At 49.0% G+C, this 14,646-nt stretch carries 6 protein-coding genes; 1 reads left to right on the top strand and 5 read right to left on the bottom strand.

The features are described 5' to 3' along the window. Positions 1–25 precede the first annotated feature (25 nt). Together GM173_RS16095 and GM173_RS14350 are read right to left on the bottom strand one after the other, a co-directional pair. Positions 26–730 (bottom strand): transglutaminase-like cysteine peptidase, encoded by a 705-nt coding sequence (locus tag GM173_RS16095; RefSeq protein ID WP_203572080.1) that lies wholly within the window; start codon positions 728–730, stop codon positions 26–28. Positions 731–904: 174 nt separating this feature from the next. Further along, a complete protein-coding gene (locus GM173_RS14350; protein WP_203572079.1) occupies positions 905–1,534 on the bottom strand; it encodes a response regulator transcription factor in 630 nt (209 codons plus the stop codon). A 205-nt stretch (positions 1,535–1,739) separates the two neighbouring features. On the opposite strand from GM173_RS14350, the gene GM173_RS14345 reads away from it, so the two are divergent. Further along, positions 1,740–9,476 (top strand): retention module-containing protein, encoded by a 7,737-nt coding sequence (locus GM173_RS14345; RefSeq protein WP_203572078.1) that lies wholly within the window; start codon positions 1,740–1,742, stop codon positions 9,474–9,476. Positions 9,477–9,587: 111 nt separating this feature from the next. Here GM173_RS14345 and GM173_RS14340 read toward each other — a convergent pair whose 3' ends face one another. The 3 genes from GM173_RS14340 to GM173_RS14330 all read right to left on the bottom strand — a co-directional run bounded on the left by GM173_RS14340 (position 9,588) and on the right by GM173_RS14330 (position 14,463). Further along, positions 9,588–10,922 (bottom strand): HlyD family type I secretion periplasmic adaptor subunit, encoded by a 1,335-nt coding sequence (locus GM173_RS14340; protein WP_203572077.1) that lies wholly within the window; start codon positions 10,920–10,922, stop codon positions 9,588–9,590. After that, the gene (locus GM173_RS14335) at positions 10,909–13,083 is read right to left on the bottom strand and encodes a type I secretion system permease/ATPase (RefSeq protein ID WP_203572076.1); all 2,175 of its coding nucleotides are present in this window, start codon (positions 13,081–13,083) and stop codon (positions 10,909–10,911) included. Before GM173_RS14335 ends, GM173_RS14340 begins: the two co-directional genes overlap by 14 nt. A 69-nt stretch (positions 13,084–13,152) precedes the next feature. After that, complete coding sequence (locus GM173_RS14330) at positions 13,153–14,463, bottom strand: TolC family outer membrane protein (RefSeq protein WP_203572075.1); 1,311 nt, start codon at positions 14,461–14,463, stop codon at positions 13,153–13,155. Between the last annotated feature and the right edge of the window lie 183 nt (positions 14,464–14,646).

The raw sequence follows: 14,646 nt of genomic DNA, 5'->3' as shown, positions 1-14,646 counted from the left end.
TCGTCTCCTAGATGGGAGCGGTACATTAATCAAGCTCGCGCCCACGGCGCGACATCAGTTTATCCCAGTAGCCAATATTATTTTTTCGCGGTGCGGCATTGCCGCTGGTACGATCTTTGGCCAGCCACAAGCCTTGCCCATTAAAACCATACACCGGCGTTAAATCGGGGCGCTGTGATGCCGGGCGAATCTCTGGGATTAAATTATCTAACACCACCGGCACGGCAGCGGGCGTTGGGTAATAGGTCAGAACCATATGCGCTAAATTGGTCGGACCATGCCCAGAAGCTTGGACATAAGTAATCCGCATTTTGCTCTCGGGTACGCCCAAGGCTTGCAAAGAAAAATACTTGGCAATCGCAAAGTCTTCGCAATCGCCGCGCCCTTTCACCAACATCTCGACCGGCGTTGCCCAATAGTCTTCAACCCCCCAATTTTGCGCATCCGAAACAAACATAATCCGCTCATTAAAATAGTCGTTCACCAACTTAAGCTTGCTCATGTCATCGGTTTTTTTATCGCTCGCCAACAAAGTTTGCCAACTCTCTAGGCGTTTTCGCGTGTCGGCACCGTATTTAGTTTCGGCTTTGTCCAGTGTGGCGGCGCTAAATTTAAACGGGTCGTCACCTAGGCCTTCAGGCAAAAATAAAATGGCAGGCAGCAGCGCAACAAGGCTAAACCGAATTGCTTTAGCGCTAATTTTTACTGCAAATTTGGCCGCTCTTACCACGACAAATCCTTGATCGATTCGTGTCTATCTTGGTATGAATGCCCTGCGACAAAAGCACAAGTAATAATGGTGGTTTTCTCCCCATCAGCGGCAATCCGATCACCACTCAACAAAAAACCAGGGTATTAACTTCTAGATCATTAAAAACAAAGGCTATCATCGTATACATCAAGATCAAGGCAATTGGTTAAGCAATAACGCGAGATGCACACGATCGGGGACTTGCAGTTTTGAATAAATCGCCCCCAAATGCGTTTTGACGGTGCGATCCGAGATATTCAATTCTCGTGCGATCAGCTTATTTGAATTGCCACAGGCCACCAGCTCAGCAATTTTTCGCTCTTGCGGCGTCAATATCGCCAAATTCAAGCTTGGCACTTTGACCATTTGCGCGGCGGTGTATTGCTGTAAACCTTTTAATAAAAAAGGTAAGGCGGCATTCGAGACCCAAATCCCCCCCCGATATGTCACATCAATAATCACGGCCAAGCGCTCCAGCGACAAATCCGGCGTACAGCAAGCCCGCACGCCCGCTGCCAACCAAGACAATTCATCCTCAACAGTCAATTGCGAAAAAGCCAATAATAGCGGTGTTGCCCTTGCCAAATCGACCACATCAATGGGCGTCAGCGGCTGGCTTAACGATTGCATATCTAGTACGCACGACAGTGGCGGCTGCTTAAATAATGCTGGGATATGGAGAATCGCGTCATAACACACCACCGCAGCAGCCCCGCCTAGCAGGGCACGCCATTTGAGCTGAAACTCACGAGCATTTGAAATCACGCAGTGTTGTGCAGCCATGCCCAATTCACCAACTTTACTTGAGTGTACGGGTTATACCTTAGTACCTGGGTAGGATTTATTTCTCACGACATCGGCATAAACTGATCAGTGAAGCTATGGGTCGCAGTTTGATCGCTTTAGCTAACTTAATCAGTTTAGGTCTATCTCTTGCAGAAAGCCAACAGACAGCAAGTTAGGCCACCACTTTAAAGTGAGAATGATCATGGCCAAGCAAATCAATACTCCAGCGACCACCGCCAGCAGCAAAGGTACCGTGACCCAAGTGATTGGCGAAGTAAAAGTCATCAGTGCCAGTGGTGAAACACGCGTACTGCAAGTCGGTGACAAAATTAATATCGGCGACACGATTCAGACGGGTGCCAACGGCGCAGTGGCAATTGCCTTTGAAGGCGCTGGGCAAATGAGCTTGGGGCGCTCTGACTCGCTGAGCGTCACCGCCGAACTGCTGGCGAATATTCTAAAACCCGCCGCCAGCGCAGCAGATGACGCCGCAAAAATCCAAGAACTGATCGCCCAAGGCGCTGACCCAACCCAAGTCGCTGCAGCCTCAGCGGCGGGCGCTGGTGAAGGCGAAAATGGTGGTCACTCTGCAGTCGTACTCGACACGCCCAATTCACGCGTTGGTATTGAAACTGGATTCCCTACAGAAGGGATCTCTGTTTCAGGATTTAATGTTCTCGTAGACCCTCCTTCTAGCGACCCAGCGCTTGAAGTTCTGAATACCCCACCCGTTGCGACTAACGACAACAGCACAGGGGCTGACGACGATGCCTTAACAACTCGCGAAGACAACGCGCTCATCATCACTCCTGCAACTCTGCTCGCAAATGATGTGGATGCCGATGGCGACACCTTAACCATCATCAGCGTACAAGCCGCCGTCAATGGCACCGTGGCATTAGTCAACGGCAATGTTGTGTTTACTCCAAACCCCAATTACAACGGCCCCGCCAGCTTTACCTATACCGTCAGCGATGGCAAGGGTGGCGTGGCAACAGCCACGGTGAATATCAATGTCACCCCAGTCGGCGAGCCCGATGTCACTGTGACCGATGAGAATGGCTTAGCCTTGGGCGACAACAGCATTGTTGAAAACAGTGAGCAAGCAGTCTCCGGTACATTTAGTTTGAGCGCCGACGAAGGAATCAGCCAAATCAATATCGCTGGTGTAGTGATTACGCTCGCGCAACTGAACGCATTGGGTACTACCCCGCTCACCATCACGACCGATCTAGGTAGCCTAACTTTAACCGGCTTTAACGCCACGACGGGTGTGGTGAGCTACAGCTATTCAGTCGAAAGCGGCGCGCAAAACCACAGCGCAGGTGACAATAGCATCGTCGATAGTTTCACGATTGTGCTGACTGACAGCATCGGTCAAACCAGCAGCGACACGCTGGATATCCTGATTACCGATACCGCTCCCGTCGCTCGTAATGATCAACGAGAAATGAGCGAAGACGCATTTAATGCTTCAGACAACCCGCAGCCGACTTTCTTTATTGGAGAAGGCGATAATTACAATGAGTCTAAACCTAATCTGGTACAAATCACTGGCAATGTGATCGAAAATGGCGCGTCTGGTGATGTAGCCGACAGCAAAGGTGCTGACGCAGTCGGTGTCAGCCAAGTTCAAAATGCCAACGGTCAGAGCGACAATACCAGCGACGGCAGTGGCAATTTTGTAATTGATGGTAAGTATGGCCACCTAATCCTTAATCAAGATGGCTCATACACCTATACCCTATTTACCAAAGCAGAAGCAGATGCAGCCCGAAATAATAACGAAGGCGAAGGCGGCAATACCGCAGATGATTATATTTTCCAAGGCTACGATGCGATTCAAAGCCTGGCAGCAAGCAAAACTACGTTTGGTGAAGACGAAAGCCGCCAAACAACTCCCGCCGACACCGTCAGTGAAGTCTTCACTTACACTCTCAGCGATAACGATGGCGATAACAGCAACGCCACACTCAGCATCACCATTAGCGGCAGTAACGACACGCCCGTGATCACGACTCAAAAGGGACAAGATCAAGGAGAAGTCACCGAAGCAGGACATCTCGATGATGGTACGATCGTAACAGGCTCTCCTAGCGCCACCGGCACCCTCAGCGCCAGCGATGTCGATCATGGTGCCAGTCTGAACTGGAGCGGTAATACCACCGGTAGCTATGGCAGCTTTGCGATTACCAATGCAGGCGTCTGGACGTATACCCTCGACAATGGATTAGCGAATTCACTCGCCGAAGGCGTCAGCACCAGCGAAAGCTTCACTGCAACCGTGACCGATGAACATGGAGCCAGCAGCACACAACTGGTAACCATCACCATCATAGGTACCAATGATCGCCCAGTAATTAGCTATACCCAGGGTAATGATGCCGGTAAGGTGGTAGAGGATGACTACCCACTCAGCAATGAAGAAGATTTGCCTGAAAACCCCGCCATCACCGTCAGCGGCCAACTCACCAGCGATGATCCAGATAACGGAGCCATCGCAAATTGGAGTATCTTGGGCGCAGACAGTGGCACTTACGGTAGTATCGTCGTCGATACCGCTGGGAAATGGACTTACACACTCGACAACACTGCCGCACAAAGCTTGGCTGATGGTGAAAGCAAAACCGAAACCTACACCGTGCGAGTCACCGACGATAAAGGCGCATGGGACGATCAACTGGTCACCATCACCATCGTTGGTACCAATGATGATCCAGTCATCAACAGTAAAGCACAAAATGCATCAATCACCGAGGTTGTCGATCTAGGCTCTGGCGAAAATACACTGCTGCATTCGGCCAACGGCGCGGTCACCTTTACCGATGTCGATACGCTGGATACGCATACCGCCACCGTTGCGCCACAAGCTGGCAACTATCTAGGCACGTTGACACTGGATCCAAGCGACTCACCGAATGTCACTGACAAATCAGTCGGCTGGACCTTTACAGTCAACGACGCGCTGCTTGATTCGCTACAAGCAGGCCAAACGCTGACACAAAAATACGATGTCACTGTGAATGACGGTCACGGCGGCACCGCCACACAAACCATTACCATCACCCTCGTTGGTACCAACGATGCGCCTGTCATTAGCAGCGCCGTACAAGGTGCCACGATTACTGAAGTTGCCGATCTAGCCGACGACGAAAATACACTGCTGCATTCGACCAACGGCGCGGTCACCTTTACCGATGTCGATACACTGGATACGCATACCGCCACCGTTGCGCCACAAGCTGGCAACTATCTAGGTACGTTGACACTGGATCCAAACGACTCGCCAAATGTCACTGACAAATCAGTCGGCTGGACCTTCACAGTCAACGACGTGCTGCTTGATTCGCTACAAGCAGGCCAAACGCTGACACAAAAATACGATGTCACTGTGAATGACGGTCACGGCGGCACCGCCACACAAACCATTACCATCACCCTCGTTGGTACCAACGATGCGCCTGTCATTAGCAGCGCCGTGCAAGGTGCCACGATTACTGAAGTCGCCGATCTAGCCGACAACGAAAATACATTGCTGCATTCGGCCAACGGCGCGGTCACCTTTACCGATGTCGATACGCTGGATACGCATACCGCCACCGTTGCGCCACAAGCTGGCAACTATCTAGGTACGTTGACACTGGATCCGAACGACTCGCCGAATGTCACTGACAAATCAGTCGGCTGGACCTTCACAGTCAACGACGCACTGCTTGATTCGCTACAAGCAGGCCAAACGCTGACACAAAAATACGATGTCACTGTGGATGACGGCCACGGCGGTACCACCACACAAACCATTACCATCACCCTCGTTGGTACCAACGATAAACCCATCATCAGCAATGATCCGGGCAATGCACAAGGTGGCAATGATGTGGTGTATGAGGCCGGCTTAAGCGCTGGCTCGCAAGCGGGTGTAGCTGCCATCACAGCCACCGGTACCTTCACCGTCGGTGATCCAGATGGCTTGGGCGATATCAAATCGCTAACCGTAGGCGGCATTACCTTCCATATTGCCAGCGGCACCGATACGTCCACCGATAAATATGTCACTAGCCTATCCGATTTAAATGGCAAAACCGTCAGCACTGCCCACGGCGCACTGCATATTGATAGCTATAATGCTGGCGTCTTTGCCTATACGTATACGCTGACTAGCACCGTACAAAATGCCACAGCAGCCGATACCCAGTTTAGTGAGGTCATTCCACTGTCTGTAACCGACGGAATAAACTCGGCCAGCACCGACATCACTGTCAATATCATTGACGATGTGCCTCATGCCCAGAATGACGGGGTTGCCACCGTCACCGAAGATGCAACCGGCCTTGCTAACAGCGCGCTGACCAGTACCGTTTCAGGCGATGTGCTTAGCAACGACAGCGCTGGAGCAGATCAATCCAAAGCATTCGGCGCATGGAGCAGCACAGATACCGCGGTGGTTGCTGCGCTGAATCAATATGGTTTACTCACCCAAGGCAGTAATGGCACATGGAGTTATGTCCTCAATAATGCGCTGACTGCAACGCAAGCACTAAGCGGCACATTTAGCCAAGATTATGTGCTGCATTACACGATGAAAGATGCCGATGGCGACAGCAGCCCAGCCACCTTAACCATCCATATCAACGGCACAAATGATGGGCCTCATATCAGCCTCAACCAAAGTGCTGTGCTCGTGTCTGAAGAGGGTTTAAGTAATGCCAATCTCGATACGGTCTTGCTCAATGATCCAGCTTCAAGCAGCTCGGATCCAACTGACGCCGCTGACAACCCCAAAACGGCCCATGGCACCTTTAGCGTCAGTGATGCTGATGTAGGTGATACCCTTACAGTTACGCTACTCACTGGGCCAACTGGCTTAACATCAGGCTCCCCAGCCCAAGCCGTACAATGGGCGCTCAGTCCGGATGGGCATACGCTGACTGGATATGTTGGTAGCAATACCACCGCAAATGCCGTGTTAACCATTACGCTGACCCAAGGCACTGCAGGTAATTGGTCGTATGATGTAGAGCTATTAAAACCCATCAATCATGCCAACAACAGCTATGAAGACGTACGTAGCGTTAGCTTTGACATCCAAGTATCAGACCCAAGCCAAGCTAGCAGCACCGCCACGTTGACCGTCAATATCGAAGATGACATGCCTGTTGCCAACACACAAACGGTCGCCGCCACTATACCAACCGTCAATACCAATCTGATATTGACCATCGATGTATCTGGCAGCATGGGCAGTGGCGTGGGTAGCAAAATGGAATTGGCAAAAACGGCATTAATGCAATTGATTGACCGATATGACAACCTCGGGGATGTCAAAGTAATGCTAGTTACCTTCAGTGGCGGTTCCAGCTTGCAAGGTAGCACCACTTGGTTAGACGTCACTACCGCCAAATCAATCCTTGCCAGCCTCACGGCTAATGGCAGCACTAATTATGATTCACCATTACAGCAAGTGATTGATCACTTTGGTGATGCCGGTAAATTTACTGGTAGCGGCACGCAAAACATAGCCTACTTCCTCTCTGATGGAGAACCGAATGTCAGCGGTTATCTCACTTATCCAAGCAACGAAACCGGCAATAGTTCCACCGTAGGGATTGCAGGAGATGACATCACCGATTGGCAAAACTTCGTCAGCGACAATCAAATCAATTCGCTTTCCTTTAGCGTCGGTAGCAATGTTGCCCCTGCGACATTAGACCCCATCGCTTACAATGGCATACTCGGTAGCAATACCAATGCCATCGCAGTGCCAACCATCAATGACTTACCCGCCGCATTGCTCAACTCAGTTCAATTTACGCAGCATACGCTCAATCTATTCGGGCTTAATGGTGGATTTGGTGCTGATGGCGGCCATGTGGCCAGCCTCACCGTTGATGGAGTTACGTATTTCTTTAATGGTAGCGTGACCGGTGGCACCAGCAACGGCACGTTCAATAATGGCACATGGGTGATCAATACCAATGGCACTAACAATAGCGGCGGCACCATCAGCATTGATATGAACACTGGCGTGGCTCATTACAATGTGTCACCGAGCAGCTCGCTCAACGAAATCATTGCCTTTACGCTGATCGATAACGATGGCGACAAAGCCGACGGCTCAGTGACTTTTAATCTGAATGCACCACCGCAAATCGTGGTCAATACTGGCAACACCAATAATGCCAACGATGTGGTCAATGAATCAGCACTGGCCAGCGGAACCAATCCAAGCAGTAATAGCGAATTTGCAGTCGGTACGCTAACATTGTCCGATCCAAACGGTGCACTCAACACTACACTGGCCAGTATCACCGTCGGCACAACCACCGTGACGCTCAACCAAATTATGAGCAGCACCGGCTACACCTTTAGTGGCACAAATGGTGATCTCACCATCAGCAATTACAACAGCGTGACGGGTCTTGCAGACTATAAGTTTGTGCTCAAATCTGCGACGACCGATGTAAGCAATAGCATCGAAAGTAATCGTTTCGATATCAAAATCTCCGACGGCAGTCTCGAGTCGCCAGTGCAAACCATCACCATCCAGATTGTCGATGATGCACCTATTCTGGCAGTAACAAACGGCTATATCGCCGATAAAACAGGCGGTGTTCTTCTTGGTAACTTGGTTGAAATGGGGGCTGATGGCGGTGCGGCCAGTGGCGCAATCATTTGGAATTCCGTCACCAGCAAAATCAACGGCTCAAGTGCCAGCCTCACTTCGCTAGGAGAAGAAGTTACGATCAGCATATCTGGGAATACGGTTACCGGTAAAACTGCTTCGAACGCGACCGTTTTCTTGATCGTTGGCAATACCGATGGCAGCTATTCAATGACGCTGAATCGACCCATTGATAGCAGCAAACTCTTCAGTACTGATGGTCAACTATTGAGTTACGGCGATAGCCCGAGGGATGGCTATTACCTTTACCAAGGGACAGGCGATCAATTTTTTGGATTTAATAGTGGTGCCTTGCCCGATGCAAATAAAACATTACTTGCCACATTTACTGGGACGGGAGGATCTGGCGGCAATCTTAATAAGATCAATACCAGCACGTCAGGCATCGGCGTTGGTGGCAACACCATGGATTCTGGCGACACATTGCAGATTGATCTAAATAATAACGCCAAGTTTAGTGCAGTAAAAATTAGCGTCGACAATTACATCGGCGGCGAAGGCGAATACTTTGTACGTTATACCGATGGCACAACATCCAATGCTTGGATTCCCTTAGTCGTGAGTGGGAGTAACCAAGATGCATTCATCCAAGCCCCCAGTGGCAAATTTATTGACTCAATTGACATCGCTCATACTGGCCATGGCAACCAATTCAAAATCGATGGCATGAATTTCTTCCAACTAGATACAGGACGCATTCCAACACTAGATCTAGGATTTACTGCCAAAGATGGGGATGGAGATACTGTGAGCGGAACAGTGAAGATCACTCTCGATCTGAGTGGTTCTGTGAGCAGCGGTAATAATAACCCAAGTGCATTAGGTGGTTCGGACGACGTGGACACTCTCGCTGGGGGAAACGGCAACGACATCCTGAGTGGTGGAAAAGGTAATGACATTCTGAATGGCGGGGATGGCTCTGATCTATTTGTGTTTTCCACTGTTAGCAATAATGGCAAAGATACGATACAAGACTTCACCGTCGCAGCCAAAGCAAGTGGTGGGGATGTGCTCGACATTACCGATTTGCTTAGCGGCGCGGGTGTCAGCACCGCCAGTTTTGACGCCAATGAGGGGGCATTCTTGCAATTCACTGCAGGCGCGAATAGTGGAGAAATCAAAGTCATGTTTGATGCCGATGGTGCTGGAGCAGGCTCTGCGGTTCAAGTGGCCACACTAACCGGAATGGGAGCAACCGATCCAACGACCCTATTAAATACCCTACTCAATAACGGAGAGATTCAGACCAATCACTAAAGACAGCACCCTAAAAATACCCAGCCAATAGGCTGGGTATTTTAATGTATCCTTTGTCAAAAATTACTCTAATGAAGATACCCCTAAGAAACTTATTATCTGTAATCAAATTTACCGCTCACGCATTGCTTCATCCCTTGCCTTCACAATCGGCTTCATCAAATATTGCATCACGGTTTTTTTACCAGTGCGAATATGCACCGTCGCCAACATCCCCGGAATAATGGCGAGTGGGCGTTTATCGTCGCCCAAATGATTGCTTCGAGTCCGCACTCGAACCAAATAAAAGCTTTCCTTTTTCGCCTCATCAGTCACCGAATCCGCCGTAATCGTTTCCACATCGGCGACTAAGCCACCATAAATTGAAAAATCATAAGCCGAAAACTTCACCATCGCTTCTTGCCCTGGTCTTAAAAATCCGATGTCCGACGGGCGCACTTTCGCCTCAATCAGCAGGTTATCTTCTAAGGGCACAATCTCCATCACATCCATACCGGGCTGCAATACGCCACCCACAGTATTTACTTTAATCAACTTCACCACGCCATCGAGTGGTGCACGTATCGTCGTTCGTTCAAAACGGTCGCTCAGCGCCACGGTAGTGGCCTCAGTCGAATCAAGCTCAGCTTTTACCAGCGATAATTCATTGCCAGCATCGGCCCGCGCTTTAGCGTAAACACCAGCAACCTTCCCATTGGTTTCGGCAAGGCTGCTTTGCAGGCGAGGAATCGACAGGCGTGCCTCATTGATTTCACCCTTCAAATCACTAATTTGACGTTGTAAATGCATAAAATCGATTTGCGAAATCACGTTTTTCTCAGCCAATGGTTTACTCATCGCATATTCATCATTGGCTAATTTTAAACCCGACTCTAATTTCGCAATTTTTGCGCGCATTCCTTCAATTTCATGACTACGCTGAGCCGCCTCGCTTTGCAAAATCGCTATATTCGACTCCAGCTCGCGTTTACGCGAGACAAAAAGTTGCCGCTCGGCTTCGACCACTTGTGGATTCGATTTGAGTAAATCAACAGGAGGTTCAAAATTGCTGCCGTTGCTTTCAGCAGTCAATCGGGCTAATTTAGCAGTCAATGCATCCCGCTTAACAGTGCTTTCACCTAAAGAAGACGAAAATCGTTTTTCGTCCAACTTCATTAAAACCTGCCCTTTTTTAACAATGTCCCCCACTTTCACTGGCGTTTGGGCAACGATACCTCCTTCAAGATTTTGTATCACTTGTACTTGACTCGACGGAATCACTTTTCCTTCAGCCAAAGTGACCTGATCAATCTCAGCAAAGAACGCCCACACAATAAAAATCAAAATTAAAGCCACACTAGCGTACAAGATTGCGTTCGAGAGCAGCGTCGACTCGCCATATATTGCGGCAGCACCATCACCAAGAAAATGCAGATCTTCTCGTTTGATTTTTTTATTGGCTCGCATGCAGCTTTCCTCCGGCGAGCATCGTTAACACATCTGCCTTGGGGCCGTCCGCAATCAACCGCCCGCCATCCAAAACCAGTAAACGGTCAACCAAGGTCAACATGGACATGCGATGTGTAATCAATAATAGTGTGTGCTTCTGATTGAGCCGACTGGCAAATCGCTGCTTAAATTGCTCTTCGCTTCGATTATCCAAAGCGCTCGAAACTTCATCGAATAGATAAATTGGTGGATTCAGGAGTAAGGCACGCGCAATTGCAATGGTTTGCTTTTGTCCTCCCGATAGTCCAGCCCCCCGCTCACCGACCGGCATGTCATAACCTTTGGGGTGACGATTGACAAATTCACTCACCCCTGAGATTTCGGCAGCCTCGAGCATGACTGCATCGTCGACGTAAGGTGCTGACAGCACAATATTGTCTTTTACTGAGCCATAAAATAAAAACACATCCTCAGGCACATAACCAATGTTGTGCCGAACTTGTGCAGGATCGATTTGCCGTAAATCAACGCCATCAATCCACACAGCCCCCGAACTAGGCACTTGGAAGCCCAAGATCAATTTTTCTAAAGTACTTTTACCCGATCCAATCCGACCAATAATCCCAACCCGCTCCCCCGGCCGAATATGAAATGAGACATTATCCAGCGCTAACACATCTGAATCGGGATACGAGAAACTGACGTTTCTAAACTCAACCTCTCCACGGAAATCGCTGCGATGTACAAAATCTTGTCCTGAGGGGCGCTCAATGGGTAAGGCCATCAGCTGCTCCATCCCTTTCAGGCCAGCCCTCGCTTGGTGATAGCGACTGATTAAACTCGCCACTTGTGAAAACGGCGTGAGGGTTCGGCCCAACAAGAGATTACAGGCGATCAAACCACCGACAGACAACTCATGCAAACCAATTAAATAAACGCCTGCGACCACCATCGCAACCGTAGCAAACTGCTGCACAAAACCGGCTTGAATCACAATCATCGACGACAAACTACGCGAGCGAACGGCCAAAGCACCAAATTCACCAATGACTTTTTCCCAGCGCCGCTGAGCGCTACTCTCTGCAGTACTCGCTTTTAAAGTATCGATACCACCTAATGTTTCAATCAAACCAGCTTGCTTTTGTGCTGAAACGCGAAAACTCTGTTGAATAATTTCACCCAAAGGGCGCTGCAAAACAAGGCTAATCAAAACAATCAAAGGAATACAAATGATAGGGATTAAAACTAGCCATCCTCCGATCCAAAAAATCACCAGCAAAAATAAAATTACAAATGGAATATCCACAATCACCGTAATAGTGGCGGAAGTAATAAATTCACGAAATCCTTCAAATTCCTGAAAATGACTCACCATTGCCCCAACAGATGCAGGGCGCGAAGCCACTTTAAGGCCAAGTACATGCTCAAAAATTTGGGCAGATAACATCACGTCGATGCGCTTCCCAGCCAAATCGATGTAATAAGCGCGTAATGCTTTAATCAACAAATCAAAAATAAGTAATACCGTCACACCAATCGCCAGCACCCACAGCGTGTCATAAATCTGATTGGGAACCACACGGTCGTACACATTCATCGTGAACAGTGGCAAAGCCAAAGCAAACACATTAATCAAACACGCTGCCAATAAAACATGACCATACATTGGGTAACACAGCTGCAAACTACTCCAAAACCAATGCTGCGCTTTGGGGATGTGCGCTTTGTGAGTACGGGCATCAAATTGAAAACTGGGTTTAACAAAAATAACAAAACCGCAATAAAGCGACTCTAGGCGCTCAAGCTCGATCTCTTGCTCCCCACCTAATGACTCAGCCTCTAAAATTTTCCAACGAGAGCCATTGCGCTCTACCGCAACGCAAGCGCCGCCATCTTTTAATAAAATCACCACCGGCAAGGCCAGCTCAGGAATGTCATGCAATTGCCGCCGCTGCAACCTAGCATTGAGTCCTGCCCGAGCCGCAGCACGAGAAAATAACACCGCACTAAGACGATTACCGGTCAAAGGCAAGCCATTGGTTAAGGTTTGCGCCGAAAATGGTCGATGGTAGTACCGCGTGAGTTGAATAAGACAAGTCGTCAACGGATCATGCGGCACAAAAGCCTCGTGCGGCATCGCCGATTCATGGTTTGACGTTTCTGAAGAAGCGATATTCACAGCATGATTCCCATGCAATAGAGGACTCAAAAAAGGAAGGGGCGAACGCCCCTTCGATTACTACTGCAGTTACTCCGGCAAATTGCTGCCAGCAAGTGGTTCAACTGAAAGTGTTTTGAGCAATAAATTAGCGTCGGCCATCAATCTAAACCGCGCGCGTAACTCATCCATTTTGCCAGAAGCTAAATCTCGACTCGCCGTAAAATACTCATTTTCTCCATCGAGTAAATCAAGCAAGGAGCGCTGTCCTAAAGAAAACTGCTTACTATATTCATCACGCGCCAATTTGCTGGACTCTGCATATTTAACCAACTCAGGTACACGCTCACTGGCAATCGTCATTGCGTTCCAAGATAAACTCGCATTTTGCCGGACTTGCCGCTCGACTCTGCGCGCCAACTCTTGCGCGGCATAAGACAGCTCGGTGGTTTCTGCTACGCGCTGCTTATCTGCGCCACTTTTAAATGAGTAGTGCACACGCAGCATCCCATACGCTCGAGTGGTTTCTTCGACACTGATCCCATCTAAGGCATTTGAATAAGATGCACCCGCCTCTAAATTGATTCGGGGGTACATTTGAGATTGAGCAACCCCCAATTGCGCTTGCGCGCCTAACACATCTGCCTTAGCTGCTTGTAGAGCGCGATTATTGGCCACAGCCCAATCACCTACTTCGGCTGCCGTTTGCGGAATGGCAGTAGGTTGCTCTGGTAAAGTTAGATTTTGTGGCTCCGTGCCAACAAAACGAATATAAGCAATTTTCGCTTCATTAAACGCTGACTGTGCGGCACCTAAATTTGCTTTTGCCAACGCAACGCGCGCATTAATTTGTTCATCATCCGACTTTCGTCCAAACCCACCCGCGGTACGTAATTTAACTTGCTCTGCGGTACTTTCATGCGCAGCTAAATTCGCCTTCGTGAGCTTTAGCATTTCTTCCGCTAACAAAACATCCAAATAAGCTTCCGTTGTTTTTAAGGCAATATCTTCCGATGTGCTCGCTAAACGATGCGCGGCCCCCAATTGTCGCGCACGTTGTCTCGCCACTTCGCTACTCACGCCATTGCCATCAAACAACATCTGCACCAATTGAACTTCGGCATCTTGGCGATTGTAACTTTTGCCAGAACCGTTAAATGCATCACGTGTTGCAAGATCTTTCAGATACTCCCGCCCAGCACCGGCAGACACATTAATCTGAGGAAAATAACCAGCCTTTGCTTGCTCAACCCCGAAATTACTAGCTTTTCGATTGGCCGACTCAATCAGAATATCTGGACTAGACTGCAGCAATCCTTCAATAACCTGAGGCAACGGCTCGGCATGTAGAGTCGAAGAAAAAGCAGTCATCATGAAAACAAACATCAGTGATCGATTCATTTTATAACTCCTATGTCATTCAATTCCCTGCATAGCCTTTATTTACAGCACTCTGGCTATCTTATTACGGTAATAAAGACCATCGGCATACAAAGAACAAGCTAAACAGTGACAGTCGGGCGTTGCATCAAAGTGAAGCACGAAAAAAAAAGCCACTTGTACTCCAAGTGGCTTTTTCTGATT

It is taken from the genome of Deefgea chitinilytica, assembly GCF_016881405.1.
GTDB lineage: Bacteria > Pseudomonadota > Gammaproteobacteria > Burkholderiales > Chitinibacteraceae > Deefgea > Deefgea chitinilytica.
This window is presented reverse-complemented; position numbering and strand designations above follow the sequence as displayed.

Coding starts and splice junctions, on each gene's coding strand:
- GM173_RS14350 (WP_203572079.1), bottom strand. CDS start 1,534: ATGGCTGCACAACACTGCGTGATTTCAAATGCTCGTGAGTTTCAGCTC.
- GM173_RS14345 (WP_203572078.1), top strand. CDS start 1,740: ATGGCCAAGCAAATCAATACTCCAGCGACCACCGCCAGCAGCAAAGGT.
- GM173_RS14340 (WP_203572077.1), bottom strand. CDS start 10,922: ATGCGAGCCAATAAAAAAATCAAACGAGAAGATCTGCATTTTCTTGGT.
- GM173_RS14330 (WP_203572075.1), bottom strand. CDS start 14,463: ATGAATCGATCACTGATGTTTGTTTTCATGATGACTGCTTTTTCTTCG.